Below are 22,583 nucleotides of genomic sequence, written 5' to 3'. Positions count from 1 at the left end.
TAAAAGAGAGTCTGTCAGACAAAAGGCTCTCCTTTATCTCTTGTTTTTGATTCTAAAACACATATAACATGTTACAACGTCCGAGAAGAAATCGTAAATCAGCCGTGATCCGCGACATGATTCAAGAGACACGTTTAGACGCGTCCAATCTCATTTTCCCCCTATTTATTATAGAAGGTAATCAGCAAAAAACTGAAGTCTCTTCTATGCCGGGTATTTATCGCTATTCCATCGATAATCTGTTAAGAGAGGTGGAAAGTTGTCTGAAACTGGGATTAAGATCCTTTGATTTATTCCCTAATATTGAAGAATCATTAAAGGATAAGTATGCGACAGAAAGCTACAGAGATGGTAGCCTTTATCTACGTGCTATAGCTGAAGTAAAGAAAAACTTTCCGGAAGCATGTGTCGTTACAGATGTAGCAATGGACCCTTACAGCAGTGACGGACATGACGGAATCGTTGAAAACGGCGAAATTCTTAATGATGAGACGCTGGATGTATTAGGAAAAATGGCATTGGCTCACGCTCAGGCAGGAGCTGATATTATTGCACCGTCTGATATGATGGACGGACGTATCGGATATATTCGGGAACATCTGGATCAGCATGGTTTCAATCATGTATCGCTGATGTCTTACACTGCGAAGTATGCTTCTGCTTTTTATGGTCCTTTTCGGGATGCATTGGGGTCTGCCCCAAAACATGGAGATAAGAAAACATATCAGATGAATCCTGCAAACAGTAAAGAAGCACTTATTGAAGGACAACTTGATGCCGCAGAAGGTGCAGATTTCCTGATGGTAAAACCGGGTCTTCCCTATCTCGATATCATAAAGCTATTAGCAGACAACTTCGATCTTCCTATTGCAGCCTATAATGTAAGTGGTGAATATGCCATGTTGAAAGCTGCTATCCAAAACGGATGGTTAGATGCAGAACGTTCGATAAAGGAAACATTATTGAGTTTCAGACGTGCTGGTGCAACAGCAATTCTGACATATCATGCCAAAGAGGTTTTAGAAAAAGGCTGGCTTAAATAGTCACAGCATTTACAGTTATAAAAAAGTCCGGAAAATAAGCCGGACTTTTTTATTTTAAAAATCTCTGCACAGTCTTAAGGACTATTATCATATAGCACCGATAGGATGCAAAATTGAGTTTTAACTTAACAAATTAACACTAATAAGAACATTTACTATCAGTATATCCAAGCTTTCAATACTGTTAACAAGATTATTGTAACAAATAGATGGCGCAAACGTTTGTTTTTAAATTATCATTGATCAAAACAACACTTTTCCTTAACATTACATATAAATATCTCCAAAAAGAGATAAATCAAGCACTTTAATCACAATCTAAAGATGAAGTTAATAAAAAAGGCATTCTGTTATGCCATTCTCACCACCACTTTTATTAGCGCTATTACATTTCAGGATGTTCAGGCTCAAAAAAAGCATACTTTCGAGATCAAAGACGGAAATTTTATATATGATGGTAAGGCCACCCGCATATTATCCGGTGAAATGCACTATGCACGTATTCCTCATCAATACTGGAAGCATCGTCTTCAGATGGTCAAGTCTATGGGGCTTAACACGGTTGCTACCTACGTATTCTGGAATTTTCATGAAGAGAGTCCCGGAAAATGGAACTTTGAAGGAGATCATGATTTAGCTGCTTTTATAAAAACAGCCGGAGAAGTGGGTTTACATGTAATTCTCCGTCCGGGTCCTTATGCCTGTGCAGAATGGGATTTTGGTGGATATCCGTGGTGGCTTCAAAAGATCGATGGCCTCGAAATAAGACGTGATAATGCCAAATTTCTGGAGTATACTAAAAAATACATTGACCGTCTGGCGCAGGAGGTGGGAAGTTTACAGATTACAAATGGAGGACCCATTATAATGGTTCAAGCCGAAAATGAATTCGGATCCTATGTCAGCCAGCGTAAAGATATCCCGTTAGAGGAACATAAAGCCTATAACGCTAAAATCAAAAAACAACTGGAAGAAGCTGGTTTCAATGTTCCCTTATTTACTTCAGATGGAAGCTGGTTGTTTGAGGGTGGAGCTATTCCGGGTGCATTACCGACAGCTAACGGAGAAAACAACATCTCCAATCTTAAGAAAGTAGTTGATCAGTATAACAATAATCAGGGCCCCTACATGGTAGCGGAGTTCTATCCGGGCTGGTTAGATCACTGGGCAGAACCTTTTGCAAAAGTAGATGCCGGCAGAATAGCACGTCAAACCGAGAAATATCTTCAAAATGACATTTCCTTCAATTATTACATGGTACATGGCGGAACTAATTTCGGCTTCACTTCAGGAGCAAACTACAACAACAAATCTGACATACAACCGGATATTACCAGTTATGATTATGATGCTCCTATCAGTGAGGCAGGATGGTCAACTCCGAAATATGATTCTATCCGGACGGTGATACAGAAATATGCCGATTATACTATACCGGCAGTACCTAAAGCAAATCCGGTTATTGAGATTCCGTCCATTAAACTTACTGCTGTAGCAAATGTTTTTGATTACGCGAAGTCAGCAAAAACAACTATCAATGAGAATCCTCTTAACTTTGAACAACTGGATCAGGCAAATGGCTATGTTTTATACAGTAAGCAGTTTAATCAACCTATAAATGGAAAGTTAAAAATTGATGGTTTGAGAGATTTTGCGGTCGTATACGTTGACGGCATAAAAGTAGGTGAACTAAACCGTGTGTTTAAAAACTATGAAATGGATATTGATATTCCCTTTAATTCTACTTTACAGATTCTGGTTGAAAATATGGGAAGAATCAACTATGGCTCAGAAATTATTCATAACCACAAAGGCATAATCTCCCCGGTGCTTATCAATGATATGGAAATCACAGGAGACTGGACAATGCAACAATTACCTATGGACAAAGTACCTGATCTTGGAGGCAAACAGACTGCTGCTATTCAGAATACTAAAACAAATGCTTCAAAAACCGCGGCTCTCAAGGGCCAGCCGGTATTGTATCAGGGTGCTTTCGATTTAAAAGAAATCGGGGATACATTTATTGATATGGAAAAGTGGGGAAAAGGCATTGTATTTATTAATGGGATCAATATTGGAAGATACTGGAAAACAGGACCTCAGCATACCTTATATATTCCCGGTCCCTATCTCAAAAAAGGCAGTAACAGTATCGTTATTTTTGAACAGTTAAACGACGAAATCAAGACGGAAGTCGGTACCGTCAAAGTACCTGTGCTGGACAAAGTGGTCTTATAGATTATTTACGTCTACAATCGTACTAAAAGGGCTTTTATGCAAATCATAAAGCCCTTTTTATTTGTCACAGCTTTTCCATACTTGAAAAATTGGGCTTACATTTCACAAATAATTGAATAATTTTACACGAACAACGAGAATAACGATATGAGTAATACATCCTACCCTGATATTTCAAGGGCTAAATCTGCAGAACTATTTGAAAAAGCAAAACAATATTTTCCGGGAGGCGTAAATTCGCCTGTTCGTGCTTTCAAATCCGTATACGGTACCCCTTTATTTATTGAGCGTGGTGACAAAGCACATATCTGGGATGCAGATGGCAACGAGTTTGTGGATTTCTGCTGCTCCTGGGGTCCGCTGATCCTGGGCCATAATAATGATGAGGTACGTGAAGCAGTGACAGTACAATTGGGAAAAGGATTGAGTTTTGGTGCACCAACAGCATTAGAAAATGAATTAGCGGAACTGATTCTATCCAACAATAAATATCTGGAAAAGATCCGTTTTGTAAGTTCTGGGACTGAAGCGGTGATGTCAGCAATACGCCTGGCACGTGGTTATACAAAAAGAGACAAAATTGTCAAATTTGAGGGATGCTACCATGGCCATTCCGATTCTTTACTGGTTAAAGCCGGATCAGGATTAGTAACATTCGGGGAAACCTCTTCAGCCGGAGTTCCGAAATCTTTTGCAGATGAAACCATTGTAATTGCGCTGAACGATGAAGAGGCCTTAAAAACTGTTTTCCAACAGTTCAAAGATCAGATCGCAGCAGTGATTATAGAAGGTATTCCGGCTAATAACGGACTGCTGATTCAAACAAAGGAGTATATCAATTTCTTACGTCAGATCACTAAGGAAAACGGATCTTTATTGATATTCGATGAAGTAATTACCGGATTCCGTTTAGGTTTTGAAGGTGCCGCAGCATATTATGATATTCAACCGGACATTATCACCTATGGTAAAATTATAGGCGGAGGTATGCCGGTAGGAGCTTACGGAGCTTCAAAAGAATTGATGGGCTGCATATCTCCTGACGGAAATGTATATCAGGCTGGTACTTTATCCGGTAACCCTGTTGCCATGTCGGCAGGTATTGCTGCCCTGAACATATTAGCTCAACCGGATTTTTACAAAACACTGGCTGCTACAACAACAGCATTTGTACAGGCTATTCAGGAATATGCAGATCAGCATGGTTATGAATTAAATATTCCGACTATCGGATCTATATTCTGGTTTGCGTTCACGACCAATATGGAAATCCGTCGTGCAGATCAAATCGACCCTGCTTCTATGGAAAAATATAAGGTCATGCACCGTGAGTTGCTGAACAGAGGAATCTATATGGGCCCTTCGGGATATGAGGTAGGTTTTATTTCGGCAGCACATACAGAAGAAGATCTTCAAAAGGCAAAAAAAGCTATTTTTGAAAGTTTAGATATTGTCTTTGCTTAATTATTTCTGAAACCTTTTTCTGTATTTATTGTTTTAACTAAATAGGGTCTCTGATCCTTAAAATTAGTTTATCGTAATCATTAATTATAAATTTATTAAGATGAAAAAACAATCTTGGAAATCGGCATTGGCTATTGTTGCTGTAGGAGCAACTATAGTTTCGTGTAATAATCCGACAAAGACTACAGGCGGAGACAGTGGTGATTCTACCTCTATGTCAGATACATCAAAGACAGGAGAAGTTACAGTTACTCCAGTCGGTCACTCTAAAGAGTTTCCGGGTGCTACCTTAAAAATTGCGTCCCTTACATCTGAAAAAGCAGGAACTGATTCTGCTAAAATAACTGTTAAGTACACGGTAGAAAATTTCAAACTGACCGAACAGACTGCTCACGAACATGCAGATCATATGGCCAATTCGCATGAAGGGCAACACATCCATTTTATTTTGGATAACAAGCCATATGCAGCATTGTATAAACCTGAAAATTCGGTAACAGTAGCACTTAATTCTGAGCATTACCTGTTATCGTTCCTTTCGCGTTCTTATCATGAATCTATCAAAGCAGCAGATGCTTATAAATTGGTAAAATTCAAGGTCGATAATACCGGAAAGATTACTGAACTTCCAACTCCTAAAGAGGCCTCCCTATTTTACAGTCGTCCTAAAGGAGAATATAAAGGTGAAGACACTAAAAATCTGTTGTTAGATTTTTATCTGGTGAATACTACGTTAGCAGCTGACGGGAATAAGGTTGTAGCGAGTGTAAACGGACAGGATTTTACATTAGATCAGTGGACACCATACGAGATCAAAGGTCTTCCTTTGGGAGATGCCAAGATCAAACTGACATTGGTCGATAAAGACGGTAAAGCTGTGACTGGCGACAACGTATCTATCGAAAGAGATATCAAATTGTTAGAAAAGTAGAAAACAATTTTTCTATATAGGAGACGGGGTTGTTTCGAATAATCGAAACAACCCCGTTTTTTTATTCTTTCTTTTTTCCGGCAAGGAATATCATTATCCTGACTTCTTAATCCGTGGAAGCATCTATAAATTAAAGATGTTTTGTTATATTAGAAATTTAGTAAACCGGTCATGAAAAAGAATATTGGTATTAAAGAAATTGCAGATATCCTTAATATATCTGTTTCCACTGTTTCTCGAGCACTCCGGGATACCTATGATGTAAATCCTGAAACCAGAAACAGGGTGCTTGAACTCGCAAAGGAACTTAATTTCAAACCCAATAAAAATGCTGCAGCTCTTGCATCAGGCAGTACCAAGAATATCGGGATTGTGATTCCCTTTATCACGAACTATTATTTTTCAACAGTTATATCGGGTATACAGGAGCAGGCGTATGAATCTGGATACAATGTGATCCTTTATGTAACTAATGATCATGCTGAACGCGAGCGTGATCTTCTGGAAAATCTGGCTATAACAAGTCTGGACGGTCTTCTGATTTCTATCTCCTCTGATTCCCTGCTGGAGGATCATTTTGAAAGACTCCGGAATGATGGTATGCCCATCGTATTTTTCGACCGCGCACCGATGAATAGCACGGCTTCAAAAGTATTACAGGATGATTTTCAAGGTGCCTATGAAGCTACCACTTATCTTATAAAGCACGGATACAGCAGAATTGCTCATATAGCAGGCCCCAAAGAATTAAAATTCACTCAACAACGTTTGAATGGCTATCTCAGGGCATTGGAACAGCACAGACTTCCCGTACTATCTGATTATATTATACATTCCGGTTTTTCGCAGACAAACGGATCTGAAGACACAGAAAAACTAGTAGCTCTCCATCAAAGACCCGATGCAATTTTTGCTGTCAATGACCGGAAAGCCGTTGGAGCTATTCTCACTTTAAAACGGCATCACATACAGGTAGGTGTTGAAGTTGGTGTTATTGGGTTTACGAACGATCCTATTGCGAGTGTAGTGGAGCCTAACCTTACTACTATAGAAGAACCGGCTTTTGAAATAGGAAAGAGAAGTTGTGAATTACTTATCAAACATATCAAAAACCGGAATTATGAATCTAAAGATGTTATTTTGCCCGGAAGACTGATTGTCCGGGATTCTGTCAGTTTTCAATAGTCCGGCTATTTCTCCTTTTCATAAACGGATCTGCCCTGAATAATAGTTCTGTGGATATTAATGTCCTTATCAAAAAATACCAGATCAGCATCTTTGCCTATTGCTATTGATCCTATTTCCTGATCTTTTTTAATCAGACGGGCAGGATTGATGCTGACCATACGGATAACTTCCAGCAGGCTTACCGAAGTTTCACTCAGCATCGTACGGATCAATCTGTCCATAGTAGCCACACTTCCCGCAAAAGAAGAACGATCCGGCAGCTTAGCTACGCCGTCCTCTACAATTACTTCTAAACCATTTCGCAGACTTCCTAATACACTTTTACCTTCAGGCATTCCTGCTGCACGCATTGCATCCGTTATCAATGTAATACGCTCAGTACCTTTTGTTTTATGGATTAACTGTAAAAACGGAGCCGGGAGGTGTACACCATCTGCAATTATTTCGACATGAATATCGTCCAGCAAAAGGCAGCTTTCTATCGTACCCGCATATCGGTAAGCATTCTTTCGGGTCATACCGGACATTCCGGAATACAGATGAGTAGCGAGATTATATCCCGATTCCAGCCCCTCTATAATTTCCCCGTATACCGCATCTGTATGCGCTAATGCCAGTAAAATATCCTTTTCACGCACTTTGCGACCAAATATTAATGCTCCGGGCAATTCCGGTGCTGCACTCCATCGGGCTATGAGATGGTGGTAATCACGCAAAATAGGCTCATATTCTGCCGGATCCGGATCCCGGATATAACGCGGATCCTGAGCTCCGCGCTGGTTCATAGCAAAATAAGGCCCTTCCAGATGAAGCCCGAGAAAACGTGCGCCATCTTTATTTTGTAACAGTGCCTGCTCATACACGTGAAACAAATCAATTAAATCAGCAGTTTCGCTAGTGAGCGTTGTAGGCAACAGGGCAGTTGTTCCATATTTTGCATGTGTAGCGGCAACGATCAGAAAGGCTTCTACCGTATTATCCATGATATCCGCCCCACCTCCGCCATGAACATGTATATCTATAAATCCGGGCGATACATACATCCCTTCCGCATCTATAACTGTTTCATCACTCTCCGTTTCTACAGAAGATTCGTGAATTCCGACAATCTTTCCTTCCCGGATCAACAGAGATCCGTTGGGAATAATATAATCCTGTAATATCAGCTTGGCATTAATTATTTTTACCTGCATTTCACTCATGTTAATAATATTATAAAACAGCCGGATGCATTCACCCGACTGTAAGTTTTACCAGTTTTTGATTCTATGTCCGATAAAAGCATAAAATACTAAATATAAAAAGCATGGAATCAATACAGCATAGGCTGTCTGTACATTGCTTACATCTGCAACTGCCCCATAAATAAGAGGCAAAATGGCATTTCCACATAGCCCCATAATCAGTAATGCTGATCCTTCCTTAGCGTATTTACCAAGTCCGTCCAATGCCAGAGGCCATATTCCGGCCCATATCAACGCATTTGGCAGGCCAATAAGTACAACAAACCAGATCGATATATCTACATGGTGATTCAGCCAATCTACCTGACCGTGAAAAAGATGTATAGACAAAGACAACAGTAGCCCTGTCAGCGTACAAATCTTCAACATATTACGCTGGCTGATAAACCTGGGGATAACAACAATCCCTAAAAGATAACCTACTATCGTTGCTGTAAGAGTATAGGAAGGAAATACTTTGGCTTCAATAAGCGTCAGCCCCATGGTATCTGCATAGCTGATCACTGTATCAATAGCAATAACCTGCGTTCCTACGTGCAGAAAAATCGCGATTGCTCCTAACACAAGGTGCGGAAATTGCAGAATATTTTTCTTCCCTGCTTTATTATCTGTATCGTCTTCCAGCGTCAGTTCAGGAAGAGGAGAGTAACGTACCGCTATTCCGATAATAAAAAGAACACAGGCAACTATTGTATAAGGTATGACTACACGCATGATAAGTTCGTCCAGCACTGTCGCCCGGACAAGATCATTCATCAGTGGAATCTGCCTGAAGAGTTCACTATCTGTAGGACGCAATATGGCAGCTGAAAATGCTAAAGGAGCAAGTATACCTGCTCCTTTATTACATATACCCATAATGCTTATGCGTTGTGCCGCACGTTCCTTATTGCCGACAACGGTGATATACAGATTAGCTACTGTTTGTAAAATGGCAAGACCAGCTCCTAACGTGAATAATCCCAGTAAAAACACAGGATAAGCTCTGCTGTATGCTGCAGGCACAAATATGAATGCACCTAATGCCATTGTCCAGAACCCAACCATAATTCCCTTTTTAAATCCTATTTTCTTAAGCAGAAAAGAAGAAGGTAAAGACATGACCAGATAGGAAATATAAAAGGCAAATGCAACCAGATAAGACTCAAAATTAGTCAGTTCACAGGCAATTTTAAAATAAGGAATCAGTATCGCATTTATCCAGGACACAAATCCGAAGATGAAAAACATCATCCCTATTATGCCAACCGAAATAGCTGTATCTCTTTTATTAAGGGGTTTATTTGTCATAAGTTCCTGTTTAAGGCAATAATGCTCCTGACCCGCTGTCCACAAAACAAGTACAATCCGGATGCTGCTGCAAAATACTCGCCGGATGCATATTGGATACCTCTCCGCTCAGACAATCCTTCACGGCCTGTGCTTTTCGGCTATCCGGCACAGCACAGATAATCTTCTTTGATTTCATAATCTGTCTGATAGACATACTTATTGCCTGCAAAGGCACATCATTCAGAGAAGGAAACCACCCTTCTCCCAATTGCTGTTGCCGGCATTGTTTATCCAGATTGACGACAATGTATGGTGATGTTTCTTCAAAATCCGCAGGAGGATCATTAAATGCAAGATGTCCGTTCTCTCCAATTCCTACAAATGCGACATCAATAGGGTTATCCATGATTTTCCGGGCCAGTCGCTGACATTCCTCTTCCACCGGTACAACCTCTCCATCAATCAGCACCACTTCAGCAAGAGCCGGCACATGATTCACAAATCTCTCTGTGAGGTATTTTCTAAAGCTTGCCAGATGTGTAACCGGTAATCCGATATATTCATCCAGATGAAACATTCTCACTTTGGACCAATCCAGATCTTCCGCCCTGACCAGTTCCTGAATGGTCTCAAACTGACTTTGTCCTGTCGCTAAAATAATGTTTGCATATCCTTGTTTACGAATAGCTTGTCTAATGGCTTCTGCTCCGATCTGACCTGCGCGTTTGCCCAAATCCTGATGATTTTCTAGTTTTTCAATTTTCACAATTACTCCTTCTATATATGTTTAGTTATTTAATACTCCAGTTGTTCCGCCAGTATGCAGATCAATATCATGTACCTTATTCTTTTTCCAGTTTCCTCTTGTAAAGTCAGGTATTATAATAGGTTTTGAGCCATTTGCAACAGACCATTCGCTTAAGGGGCCAATTACACTCCATGCTGCTGCATCATAGACATCCATATCCATTGGAAGTCCGTTTCTGAGACAATCGATCAGGCGCCAATCCATCATAAAGTCCATGCCCCCATGTCCTCCTATTTTTTTTGCCAGTTCTCCGATTTTCTTAACCAGTCCGGGTGTATGTGTATCTTCCAGATTTTTCATTTCAGCTTCTCCCATAAAATCCTCATGTCCTACGGCTATTTTACCAGGCAAAGGGTATTTCTGTGCAAATGCTTTAGTCCCGCTAATCAGGTGCAGACGGGAATAGGGTCTTGGCGTGGAAACATCATGCTGCAGCATAATCGTACTTCCCGAAGCTGTCATTATATTGGATATATTCATGTCGCCCCGAAAAGGCTTACCTACATAAGCTTTAAAACGGGGATCGGTCTTCGCCATCTCTTCGGCTTTCGCTTCCAGCATAAAATCTTTGGAAGACATCGAACTCATGTATTCAAGCCGGTTTCCGCGATTCACTTTTAGTACCTGACAAACCGGTCCCAGTCCGTGGGTGGGATATAGGTTTCCGTTGCGCTGTGCATTCTCCTTTAATCTCCAAAAATCATAGCGTTTCTTCTCATCAAAAAAACTATCCAGAATATCATGAATATAAGCACCTTCACAATGTACAATATCCCCAAAGAAGCCCTGACGGGCAAGGTTAAGCGTAAGCAATTCAAAAAAGTCGTAGCAACAGTTTTCCAGAATAACGCAGTGTTGTTTTGTCTTTTCAGATGTCATCACCAGCTTCCAGCAATCTTCAACCGAAGTCGCAGATGGAATTTCCAGAGCGACGTGTTTGCCATGTTCCATAGCGTATACAGCCATTTCAGCATGTGTAGCCCAGTGCGTAGCGATATAAACTAGAGATATATCTTCCCGCTGACACATTTCTTTCCAGGCTTCATCCGATCCGCTGTAAATTTGAGCTTCATGATTGCCGGCTTTTATCCGGGCTTTGGCTTCATTTGCCTTTTCGGTTCGTACGTCGCATATACCCTTTATCGAGACACCTTCGATATAACTCATACGTTCCACAGCAGCTGACCCTCGGTTTCCGACACCTATAAATCCAATATTCACGACCTCAAGTTTGGGAGCCGCATATCCGGACATATTAAATCCGGAGCTATATTCCTTCTCTGCTTCTTTAAGAATATGTCCGAGTTTACTATCTGCTTCTGTAGCCTGGTTAGTCCCGGTACTACAGCCACTGAGCAAGCCGACTCCTGCCAATCCTGATAATTTTAAAAATGATCTTCTATCTGTACCCATATCTGTGTTGTTAGTTTCGTGAAATTTTGCCGTTCGTATTTAATTTATGTTTAAGGGTCTTCAACCAGAAATTGTATGTTTCCCAACCGCTATTGCTCAGTTTCTCACCCGTAATGGAAACTACTTTAGAAAGGTGAATTTGTGAATTGTTCAACGCTAACAGCATCGGCAAATCTCCCCATGAAACGATACCGGGAACATGCACAGCCATATTAAATGCATCTGTACTTTTCCCTTCATCCCATACATAACTAAGAGGTACTTCATTCAGCTCTACCGGATAAGTCTGTCCGGCTAATGCGGTGTAATAAAGTGTGGCCAATGCCGCCTCCTTATCCGCCAGAATAGATAGCGGCTGATCCGGAAAACGTTGTTGTATCTCTTGAATAACCATAGCAATCTCGTTGCTCCAAATACCCATCATCGGTTCTCCAAACCAGAGCGATGCACGTGAAACAGTATGAAAACGGGGTAATTGTCCGTCAATATGATCACCGGTATCTGAGGATCTTTCACCAACAGCATAGAGATCAAAGACAATAATACCATACCCATGCTGTTCGAGCGTAGTCAGTTGCACAGCATCAATCTCCTGTTTTCCTTTTGAAGATATAATCAGTTTAAATCCTTGACTCTGATTTTTTGGAAGGCGGTATAAAAGTGGAATAAACTGCTCATGACGGGTTTCCAACAGAAGAGGATGCCACCCTTTGTTTGCGTTGTACGCATATCTCTTTATGATACTATCTCTTTGTCCAGGATACAACAGCCTTTCGAGCTCTGTCTGCTTTTCTTTCCGATCGATAGGCGCTTCATTCTCTAGTTGTTTCCGCAAATTTTGTCCGGCTATCCTGATATAATCTTTGGTCGTCACAATAGAAGGCAGTGCTTTATCTCCTTTGAATACTGATAAGTCCTCAACTGGCACAAGTGGTGCAACAGTAAGATCCTGCTGTTGTGTCGTATTGGTTTTGAGCTGTGTATCAAACCAGTTTAACATGCTCTTCTGCATATCCGTATTATAATCATGTCCGGAATTAAACAATTCATATGCTAACTGTTTTTCAGTAAAACGACCTGCGATTTGTTTATAGGTTTTTAACATTTGCAGCGGAGCAAAGGCTGCATTCCCATCCTGAATCGCGGTAAGCATCTTCAATGCACGTGGTGCCACCGCAGCCAGTACGTCACTTTCTTCTAATTGAGTGAGCCCGTCAGGCATTAATTCGCATACACAGTTACTGTTCATGACATATGCCCTGAATGTACCCACACTCACTACAGGAACTACTGCCTTGATACGATCATCCGTTGCAGCCAACCACATCGTCTGATTACCTCCGCCACTCGCTCCTGTTGCACCAATATGATTTGGATCAACATAAGGAAGCGTACATAACAGATCTACTCCTCTCCTGTTATCCGACAATTGCAACCCTAACAGGGTCTCTCCGACATTCATCAAAGAGGCTCCAAGATTGGAACCGTGGTATTCATGTGTATGTTCCGAACCACGCTCGCCGGCACCCCAGGCATCCATGTTAAGACACACATATCCATTATTTGCCAGTAACTGGGCAGTTTGCTGTGCTATATCTGTACGCCTTCCATCCTTCCAGTGTCCGTGGCTATTAATAACTGCAGGAAATGGCCCCTCTCCTTTCGGAACATACAGACTTGCCGGCACCCAAACGCCTTCCCTGCTCTCAAACAGGATAGTATGTATTGTAAATCCCGGACGTTCCAGCGAGTTTACAATCATGTAACTTACATTTTTGTTTTCGTGATTCCTGAAATTGGTATTTTTCCGGATGATACGAATTACATCTTCTCTTTCCAACGGCGGTCTGCTCCAATGTCTACAAGCCAGTTCTGCAGCTTTACTTGTCAATGGCAAAGCGACAGGGTCAGGTATATTTTCGGATTCAAACAAACGGGGAATTGAATTTTGAGCTCGTGTATGCATTGAAAATAACATTATCATAAAAACAATAAAACAGGGTTTCACTATACGGCCTGAACTTAATCTACATCCCACCATAATCTCGTTGCAGCATTATCTTTTCCTCCCAGTAGTGCCCGGCCTTTATTCAGCTCCTCCAGATTACTGGTTTCTTCTGTTAGGGGATAAGGCATCCGTTTGATAAATGTCCCTTGAGGCAGATCGGGGCTATCGGATTTCACAACATCATACATTTTCGGATATCCTGTTCTTCTGTATTCCGCCCATGCTTCCATACCATTAGGAAAGATAGCCAGCCACTTCTGTACACCAATCTGCTCCCGTTGTTCCATTGTACTTGCTGACCATTTTACTGGAGTCTGCGCAACAGCAGGAGAATTATTAAAGTCTCCCGGGGCTGCAGGTGTTTTTACAGAAGACACATAAGTATTGATCAGCGTGGCATCCATTACACCCCATTGCTGAAGACTAAGTTTTATTCCCTGTTCATATAATTCCTGTGCTGTTCCTCCCATATTCCAGCCATTCAAAGCTCCTTCTGACCGAAGGAAATAGGACTCTGCGGCACACATAATGTGAAATTTGTTGACCAGATTTCCATCAAAAGTACCATCCGTCTTTTTGGTTGCCCAGTACGTTCCGACATTAGAGTTGGAGCCCGGTCTGTTTCGCTGGTTACCCAGATCTGTTGCTGTGAGGCCATTACGAAGACTATTAAATGAATTGCTAAGCACTGACGGCTGGAAATATATAGACAATCGCGGATCTTCGTATCCTTTAAGATAGGAGGCTATGGTAGAACTCATGGCAAATTCATTCCATGCAGCTACTTGCGACAAACCATTTGTATCGTTACCTGCGAGTGCTTTCAGCAGTAATGCATTTTCATCGTTGACGGTCATGACTCCTGCCGCAATAGCTGCCTCTGCTTCTGCCTTAGCTTTTGTCGGATTGACTTTGGAGATACGTAATGCCAGACGCAACCGAAGTGAATTTGCAAACTTGGCCCAATAATCTATATTACCATTATACATAAGTTCATATCCTTCAAAGATTTTAGTCCCTGGGGGCAAAGCTTTTAAATCTGCGACCGACTTCGTCAGCCGAACGAAGAAATCATCATAGATTTTGTCCATAGGATCATATGGAATTACATCCTTTGCTTCTGCGGCATCAAAATATGGAACAGGTCCAAAGTGGTCTGTCAGTCTGTGAAATGCATAAACCCACAGGATATTCGCCAAAGCAGCTTCTCCCGAATTTGGTTCCGCATTACTTAGTATACTTTTTAACTGCGGAGCAGTATCAACATATACAACAGTCCAAAATCGTCTTTGCCAATCCGGCACCAATGCATAGCGGTCTGTAGCAAAGGATGTACTCGTCAGTGCAAAATACTGGGCATATAAATCGGCCCCCAGATTCTGTACAGTTTGATAGAAACTTCTGTTAAGTGCCGAAGAAGACTGCGCCTTTGCAAACATAAAAGGCATTTCGCGTTGTCCGACTTCTGTCAGTTTGTTGGGATCTTTATTAATATCCACAAAATCTTTTGTACATGAAGCCAAACCTAAGGCTGCCAGTACATATATTTTATACATTCTCTTTATCATGATATTCTCTCTTTAAAAAGTCAGTTTTACATTCATTCCAAACGTTCTTACCGATGGTGGAAGTCCCAGTTCAACACCCTGATAATTTCCGGCTCCCAATGCTGCTTCCGGATCTATCGGATTATTTCGTTTTCCGATTCCCGGGATATTGAGCGTAGATTTACCTCGGTAGAAAAAGAACAAGTTTCTACCTGTTACGGATACTTGTGCATTCTTAATAAAATGTTGCTCTTTCAATTTGAATTTATAGGAGAGTGCTAATTCACGTAAACGGACATTAGTCATATCATAGGTAAAAAACTCGCCCCATGCATCACGTCCATTCTGAGATACCGTAGTCCAAAGTTGTTGTGCAGTGATAGCTGTGGTATTAGCTGCGCCGGTTTCTGTTACGGCATCCAGCACTAATCCACCTTCGCGACCGGTTTCTGTAAAATCGCCTACTCCGAAAGCAGCAAGATAAGCAGCCGTACCGGAGACAATTTCTCCTCCGATCCTCGCATCAATAAGTGCATTCAACTGAAAGTTTTTATAACTGAAACTGTTGCTCCACCCTACTAAAGCATCCGGATTAAAATTGCCTAATTTTTTATTGGCTTCTACGATCGGAAGACCATTAGCACCTACAACATACTTTCCTGTAGCAGCGTCCACTTTCCATTTATGTCCGTACAGGTCGCCATAACGTTCCCCTTCTTTAACTACAACTGTTGCATACTTTGTATTATCAGTGACATTTACCTGCTTTGTCTTTTCGCTCAGTTCGATCACCTTATTAGTATTGGCAGAGAAGTTAATTCCTGTCTGCCAGGAGAAATTTTCCTTACGCACAGGTGTTGCATTCAGTTGCAGTTCCATACCACTGTTGCGGATGTCTCCGGCATTAATATACTGACGACTAAATCCACTGGCCATAGGCATTCCTATAAATAACAATTGATTAATTGTATTCGCTTTATAGTAGGTAAAGTCAAATCCTAAACGATTGTCAAAGAATTTCATATCCAGCCCCACTTCCAGAGACTTCGTTTTTTCCGGCTTAAGGTCTTCAATAGATTTATTTGGTGAGCGCGAAATAAAACCTTGTCCAGCTCCTTGTGAGAAGAGGTATAATTGTCTCAGTAAAGAAGGTTCTGCATCATTACCAACAATGGTGTAAGATCCTCTGACCTTTCCGAAGGTTACCCATTGCGGCAATTTAAGAGCCTCATGAAATACCGCTGAAACCCCTACAGAAGGATAGAAATAACTATGTGGAGCTTTTAATGTAGAGGACCAGTCGTTACGTGCAGTCATATCCAGAAACAGGTAATCAAAAAATCCAAACTGCAGACTTCCATATACAGAGTTGAGTCTTCTTTCATAATCCTGTACTATCGGAAATTCAGGTGTGGTCGCAGCAGTCAGAGAAAAGTGATTTGGAATAGACAAGCCATTAGCCATATCCTGTGTTATGGAATATTTACGCGTCAGTGCACTTGCTCCTGCTGTAAAATTAAGTTTAATCTGTTCTGATAAATCCTGATCACCTGTAAGGAGTACATCCAGATTTCTCTCCCAGTATCTGGCATTGGTTTCATAATATTTACCCCCCTTGCGTACATCTCCTAATGAAACTGTACCATCATAGAATTTACCATAGGTCTTATCGATATATTTGTCAAAACTAGCTCTTCCCATTATGCGGATACGATCTGTAAATTCGTAGGTCACCGAACCTAAAGCGGTGATACGATCCCGCTGTTCGTCTACCGAAGTGCGGTTTGTACTCCAGTACGGATTGTCATAAATAGAAGAATTCGTCCAGTACTTACGGATAGGCTGGCCATTCGCCGGATTGATGGTTTCGTACTGTCCAAGTTCGTCGGATGTCATATCCCGAGGCATAATATAGGCTTCGATAGGTGTGCCTGCATCGCCAAGACGAGGTCTGTTATCTATTTTTTGATTAAGATAATTCAGTTTTACATCTGTTTTCAATCTCGGGATCAGTTCTGTATTGACTCTCAGATTCAGCGCATTCTTTCCCAACTTATTTCCGGGAACAATTCCTCCGATCTTACTGTTAGAATAGGACACGTATCCCTGTACCTTTTCAGTTCCGCCATAGGTACTGACCGTATTATTGAAAGTCGCGGAGTTTTCGAAAAAGTCTCCAACATTACTTTGGTAAGTCTGTGCTTTTGTACCCCAGCTCTCTGCTGCATTATCGGCATATACGCCTCCATTTCCTCTTCCGTAGGTGTTTTGAAATTTGGTCAGCATATTAACCTGGTCAAAAGAAGCACTTCCGTTGTAGTCAATCTGGTAACGCCCTGCAGTTCCGCGCTTTGTCGTAATGACGATAGCACCATTCGCTCCGCGACTACCATACAAGGCTGCTGCAGAAGGTCCTTTAAGAATATTAATGGATTCGATATCGTCCGGATTGATATTGGCAGCCCCATCACTTGTACCATAATTATAAGTAGTTCCGGTAGCCTGCTGCTGGCTGGAGTTATCAAAAACAACCCCATCGACCACGATCAGCGCATTATTATTACCGCTTATAGATTTATTACCCCGAAGAACGACACGAGCCGAAGCTCCCGGCCCTGTAGCTGCTGTAGTGACAACGGCACCTGCAACCTTCCCCGTAAGGCTGCTCATAACGTTACCACTATTATCACGCACATCATTTACTGCGGATCCAGACAGTTGCTGAGTAGCATAGGTCAGTGATTTGACCTCACGTTTTATACCTAAAGCCGTCACGACGACTTCTTCTATCATAGAATTGCTCGCTTTCATAACGACTTCTATAGATTTTGTTGCTGTAACAGAGACATTGACCTGTTCGTAGCCAATAAAGGAGAATCTGAGCACATCTCCGACATTCGCCTTGATGCTGAAAGCACCGGAAGCATCTGTGCTGGTCTGCTGTTTGGTTTTCGGGTTGCTAACTAATACTCCTGCAATTACGGACTGCGTAGAAGCGTCTTTGACCACTCCTTTTATCTGCATATCATTTTCCTGAGCCACCACATCTGAAGTGCCTGACAAGAAAAAAAACAGCGATAGTCCTAACAAGAATACAAAGCTAAATGGTTTACATTGTATCATAATCTGTTTATTAATTTGGGTGAATATTTCCAATAGCTAGCGCTATCTGATATTCAAAGAAAGAGGATGTTTGCTATAAAAACGACTAAACAGACAAATAAAACACCGGTAGCGTTATCGGTAACGCTATCGATAAAACATACTCGTAGAATCCATTTTACTACAAGGAAAATTAAGATTTATTATGAAACTAAAAATGGTGTTATATAAAAAAAGCGTCTGGTTTACACCAGACGCTTTTCTATATCTATAGGTTTGACAATAATCAGAATCCTACACTTTTCAATCGGAGACCAGCCCGTTCATCCAGTCCAAACATCAGATTCATATTCTGAACAGCCTGTCCGGAAGCCCCTTTTAAGAGATTATCCGTTACATTAAGAATCAGTAGCTTATTTCCGTGTTTTTCAAGGTGAATAATACTTTTATTTGTATTGACGACCTGCTTTAGATCTACATTTGCACGGCTTACATGTGTAAACGGATGACCGGTATAATACAATTCATACAGTTTGTAAGCCTCTTCTTCCGTAAGATCAGTGTCTACATATATAGCAGAGAAAATACCTCTTGTAAAATCGCCACGTTGCGGAACAAAATTGATTCTTTCGGCAGCCCGATCCAACAATGTTTTTTCGGAAACTGGTAAGAATCCGTTTTGCAGCTGATCGAGTGATTCGGAAATCTCCTGCAGATGCTGGTGCTCAAAGGATTTATATGCAGACAAGTTATTATTGCGCCAGGAGAAATGAGTCGTTGCACCTGGTTTTTGTCCTGCACCCGTGGATCCTGTCGTAGCATTGATATGGATCTGATCAGGAAGTAGTCCCTGCTCTGCCAATGGTAATAATGCCAGTTGGATATTGGTAGCAAAACAGCCCGGATTAGCAATATATTGAGCTGTTTTGATCAGATCTCTGTTTAATTCAGGCAACCCGTATACAAATTGTTTTTGCTGATACTCTGTATGTGCACGGAGACGGTAATCCTGAGACAAATCAATAATACGCACATGTTCTGCAATAATATTGGCCTCCAGGAATTTGCGTGCATCACCATGTCCGACACATAAGAACAGAACATCTATATCATCACAGATGTCCGAAGAAAAAGTGAGTTCCGTATCTCCGAACAGGTCATTGTGTACATCGTAAATTTTATTTCCGGAGTTAGAAGCACTCTGTGCAAATACGATCTCCACATCGGGGTGATAGATCAATACCCGAAGAAGTTCTCCTCCTGTATATCCTGCAGATCCTACAATTCCTACTTTAATCTTTTCCATTCTTTCATTTGTATTGCGACAGACTTCTGTATCGCGTTAACGTATTATGCTTTCTTATTTAGCATTTACTTTATGCCAGATCAATGTCTGATTACCGAAAATCTTAGAGAAGCCCTTTACATCATCTCCTGTCCATCCATTGTTCATCTCACCGTATGTTCCGAATTTGTTAGACATCAGGTCATTCGGAGAATCTATTCCCAGAATTGTAAAACGGTAAGGATTTAATTCTACGTATACGCGACCGTTAACTGTAGATTGTGAACTTGCAAGGAACGCTTCGATATCACGCATCACAGGATCGTGCATCTGCCCTTCGTGCATATAATTGCCGTAGAAACCTGCAATCTGGTCTTTCCATGCCAGTTGCCATTTTGTTAACGTGTGTTTTTCTAAAGTATGGTGAGCTTTGATCAGAATCACAGGGGCTGCTGCTTCAAATCCAACACGTCCCTTGATACCGATGATTGTATCTCCTACGTGAATATCACGACCAATACCGTATGGCTGTGCAATAGCCTGAAGTTCCTGAATAACACGTACAGCACCGATCTTGTTACCATCCAATGCTACAGGCTCACCGTTTTCAAAGTCGATAGTCACCTGACGGGGGGTAGATGAGGTAACCGGAGTAGGCCATGCTGAATCTGGTAAATATTGATTAGAAGTCAATGTCTCTGCTCCCCCCACAGAAGTACCCCAGATGCCTTTGTTGATAGAATATTTAGCTTTCTCAGCAGAATATTCCACTCCATGTTTGCTCAGGTATTCGATTTCCGCTTCGCGGCTCAGTTTAAGATCACGGATAGGCGTAATAATCTCCACACCAGGAATCAGGGTATTAAAGATCATATCAAAACGTACCTGATCATTACCTGCTCCAGTAGAACCATGAGCCACACATTCTGCTCCTATTTTTTTAGCGTAATTAGCAATTGCTGTAGCCTGACACACACGTTCTGCAGAAACGGATAAAGGGTAAGTAGCATTTTTCAATACATTACCGAAGATCAGATATTTGATACTGTCACGGTAGTAGTTTTCTGTTTCATCCACTACTGCGTGTGATTTAACGCCTAATTCGTATGCGCGCTTCTCAATTGTCGCCAACTCTTCAGTCGAAAAACCACCTGTATTCACGATAACAGAGTGCACTTCCAAACCTAAATCCCGGGTTAGATAGATACAACAAAATGACGTATCCAATCCCCCGCTAAATGCTAAAACTACTTTTTTCATGTGTCCTTTTTACTTTTTATTATATATGAAATTTCGATAAAAGGCTTCATTTGACCACAGTCAGAAGTGCTTAAATCTTATTTTCATTATTGTTGAAATTATATACTGTCCATTCTTCAACATGAAGATCTACAACAATAATATAAAAATTAAAATCCTTTTGCAGGTTTACGATGATAAGGAAAAACCGCCATCACCATTTTTTTTGTGGATTTCCACAATTTTGCTTCAATACGTTTCAATAGAGATTGCTTTTTGGCAATACGATCCAAACGTTCTTTCGCTTCCATTTTACGCTGTATCTTTTCTTTCAACTCCCGTTCTTTCTCAACCGGGTCCCACAGCATAGCTGTACACATACAGTTTTTGCGTTCTTTACTAACCAGTATATCATAGTTCACACAGCTTTGACATCCCTTCCAGAATTCATCATCTGTTGTGAGTTCAGAATAGGTCACAGGCTCATACCCCAAGTCCGAATTGATCTTCATTACGGCCAATCCTGTTGTAAGACCAAAAATCTTGGCATGCGGATATTTTTCACGGGACAATTCAAAGACACGCTTTTTGATTGCTTTGGCCAGTCCGACTTTACGAAATTCAGGATTAACAATAAGACCCGAATTAGCGACATAGTCACCATGGCTCCATGTCTCAATATAACAGAAGCCGGCCCATCTGCCATCTCTATGCAATGCAATTACAGCTTTACCCTCCGTCATCTTGTTCGCCACATACTCCGGTTTACGACGTGCAATACCAGTACCGCGAGCTTTCGCAGATTCGAACATTTCATCACATATGATCTCTGCATAGTGCGTATGTTCTGGTTTGGCCGGAATAATTAAAAAATCTGAAATTGTCATGAATGAAACGACCCCAAATAATAAAACAACAACTGAATGTTAGTTTTGTCAGTAAATAAACAAAAAAAATTGAAACCCGGATCTTCGAGCAGGAAGAACCTTTTATTTGTTGGAAGTAGCCTGCCTCTTTATCAAGCTCGAGGCAGTATAGGTCGTCGGAAGCGAATAACAGGACATTCCATATATAAAAAAGCATAAACCAACCTGCTCACAAACCTTTCGAAAGGTTGTAGATACGATTGAGCTATTGTTTTTTTACTGTTCATATGCAATGAAAAAATGTCTTTGTTATGGACTGCGCAAATGTATAAAATTATTTTTTTCTTTTATGCAATAAACGCATCGTTTTTTTGAAAAAAATTCAAAACCTTACTGAATTATGATTTTCAAAGAATATATTGATTTCCAATACCATACCGTCCCCTCCTTCTGACTTCTCCATATTCTAAAATTGAAATTTTCACATTTACAAATTGCAATCGTAGCATTATGATTTTGTAAATAGGATACGAAAGCTACATGTCAGTATCAGGTCATCATCTGGCGACAGCAAACGTAAAATTTTTTAAATGCTTATTTTTCGATAATTTTGCATCTGCAAACAGGTGCAATACACCTTAAATTTAGTTTATATGGATACGCCCAGCATTATCTTTTATCTGTTTTTCGCAGTACCTTATATCTTTTGTATGTATTGGCTTGTCAAACAAGACAAGAAGAAATACGTCTGGGGGATATCGATAGTAACGATTATTGCTATTATCGGCATTATAGTTTCTCAAAAAGCCAGTAAAGTAGCTATAGACAATTACCGCCAACACCAACTGGATTCCAGAGAGATCGAACGGGAAGAAAAACTGGACAGCCTGCATAATAAATAGGCTAACGGTATTTTTAAAATAATAAAGGGC

General features: G+C 40.9%; 16 protein-coding genes. 6 read left to right on the top strand and 10 right to left on the bottom strand.

The annotated features are described in order from the left end of the window. Positions 1–68: 68 nt before the first annotated feature. From hemB to I6J02_RS09670, 5 genes are all read left to right on the top strand, one after another. Positions 69–1,043 carry a porphobilinogen synthase gene (gene hemB, locus I6J02_RS09690; RefSeq protein ID WP_201681477.1) on the top strand — a complete coding sequence of 325 codons (975 nt, stop codon included), beginning with the start codon at positions 69–71 and terminating at the stop codon, positions 1,041–1,043. Between the two features lie 324 nt (positions 1,044–1,367). After that, complete coding sequence (locus tag I6J02_RS09685) at positions 1,368–3,284, top strand: glycoside hydrolase family 35 protein (protein WP_201681476.1); 1,917 nt, start codon at positions 1,368–1,370, stop codon at positions 3,282–3,284. Between the two features lie 147 nt (positions 3,285–3,431). Then, positions 3,432–4,748 carry a glutamate-1-semialdehyde 2,1-aminomutase gene (gene hemL / locus I6J02_RS09680; protein ID WP_201681475.1) on the top strand — a complete coding sequence of 439 codons (1,317 nt, stop codon included), beginning with the start codon at positions 3,432–3,434 and terminating at the stop codon, positions 4,746–4,748. Between the two features lie 100 nt (positions 4,749–4,848). Then, complete coding sequence (locus I6J02_RS09675) at positions 4,849–5,679, top strand: hypothetical protein (protein ID WP_201681474.1); 831 nt, start codon at positions 4,849–4,851, stop codon at positions 5,677–5,679. Between the two features lie 171 nt (positions 5,680–5,850). Next, a complete protein-coding gene (locus I6J02_RS09670; protein WP_201681473.1) occupies positions 5,851–6,864 on the top strand; it encodes a LacI family DNA-binding transcriptional regulator in 1,014 nt (337 codons plus the stop codon). A 5-nt stretch (positions 6,865–6,869) separates the two neighbouring features. On the opposite strand, the gene nagA is transcribed toward I6J02_RS09670, so the two are convergent. From nagA to I6J02_RS09620, 10 genes are all read right to left on the bottom strand, one after another. Further along, positions 6,870–8,060 carry an N-acetylglucosamine-6-phosphate deacetylase gene (gene nagA, locus I6J02_RS09665; RefSeq protein WP_201681698.1) on the bottom strand — a complete coding sequence of 397 codons (1,191 nt, stop codon included), beginning with the start codon at positions 8,058–8,060 and terminating at the stop codon, positions 6,870–6,872. Between the two features lie 57 nt (positions 8,061–8,117). Continuing rightward, on the bottom strand, positions 8,118–9,401 hold the full coding sequence (locus I6J02_RS09660) for a sugar MFS transporter (protein WP_201681472.1): 1,284 nt from the start codon (positions 9,399–9,401) through the stop codon (positions 8,118–8,120). Between the two features lie 10 nt (positions 9,402–9,411). Continuing rightward, positions 9,412–10,149 (bottom strand): glucosamine-6-phosphate deaminase, encoded by a 738-nt coding sequence (locus tag I6J02_RS09655; RefSeq protein ID WP_201681471.1) that lies wholly within the window; start codon positions 10,147–10,149, stop codon positions 9,412–9,414. Between the two features lie 21 nt (positions 10,150–10,170). Further along, a complete protein-coding gene (locus I6J02_RS09650; RefSeq protein ID WP_201681470.1) occupies positions 10,171–11,604 on the bottom strand; it encodes a Gfo/Idh/MocA family protein in 1,434 nt (477 codons plus the stop codon). Between the two features lie 10 nt (positions 11,605–11,614). Further along, positions 11,615–13,570 (bottom strand): alpha/beta hydrolase family protein, encoded by a 1,956-nt coding sequence (locus tag I6J02_RS09645; protein WP_236582390.1) that lies wholly within the window; start codon positions 13,568–13,570, stop codon positions 11,615–11,617. A gap of 56 nt (positions 13,571–13,626) precedes the next feature. Next, positions 13,627–15,180: a SusD/RagB family nutrient-binding outer membrane lipoprotein gene (locus I6J02_RS09640; protein ID WP_201681468.1), complete on the bottom strand. Its 1,554-nt coding sequence runs from the start codon at positions 15,178–15,180 to the stop codon at positions 13,627–13,629. A gap of 12 nt (positions 15,181–15,192) precedes the next feature. Then, the gene (locus tag I6J02_RS09635; RefSeq protein ID WP_201681467.1) at positions 15,193–18,282 is read right to left on the bottom strand and encodes a SusC/RagA family TonB-linked outer membrane protein; all 3,090 of its coding nucleotides are present in this window, start codon (positions 18,280–18,282) and stop codon (positions 15,193–15,195) included. Between the two features lie 265 nt (positions 18,283–18,547). Next, positions 18,548–19,567, bottom strand: coding sequence for an N-acetyl-gamma-glutamyl-phosphate reductase (gene argC / locus I6J02_RS09630; protein WP_201681466.1), 1,020 nt, complete (start codon positions 19,565–19,567; stop codon positions 18,548–18,550). A gap of 54 nt (positions 19,568–19,621) precedes the next feature. Next, a complete protein-coding gene (gene argG, locus I6J02_RS09625) occupies positions 19,622–20,806 on the bottom strand; it encodes an argininosuccinate synthase (protein ID WP_201681465.1) in 1,185 nt (394 codons plus the stop codon). A gap of 149 nt (positions 20,807–20,955) precedes the next feature. Beyond that, positions 20,956–21,672 (bottom strand): GNAT family N-acetyltransferase, encoded by a 717-nt coding sequence (locus I6J02_RS09620; protein WP_002997320.1) that lies wholly within the window; start codon positions 21,670–21,672, stop codon positions 20,956–20,958. A gap of 632 nt (positions 21,673–22,304) precedes the next feature. On the opposite strand from I6J02_RS09620, the gene I6J02_RS09615 reads away from it, so the two are divergent. Continuing rightward, positions 22,305–22,553 (top strand): hypothetical protein, encoded by a 249-nt coding sequence (locus tag I6J02_RS09615; protein WP_002997325.1) that lies wholly within the window; start codon positions 22,305–22,307, stop codon positions 22,551–22,553. Positions 22,554–22,583 lie beyond the last annotated feature (30 nt).

The organism is Sphingobacterium spiritivorum, from assembly GCF_016725325.1.
In the GTDB taxonomy this organism is placed as follows: domain Bacteria; phylum Bacteroidota; class Bacteroidia; order Sphingobacteriales; family Sphingobacteriaceae; genus Sphingobacterium.
The sequence above is the reverse complement of the archived record's forward strand: the minus strand, read 5'-3'. Positions and strand labels throughout refer to the sequence as shown.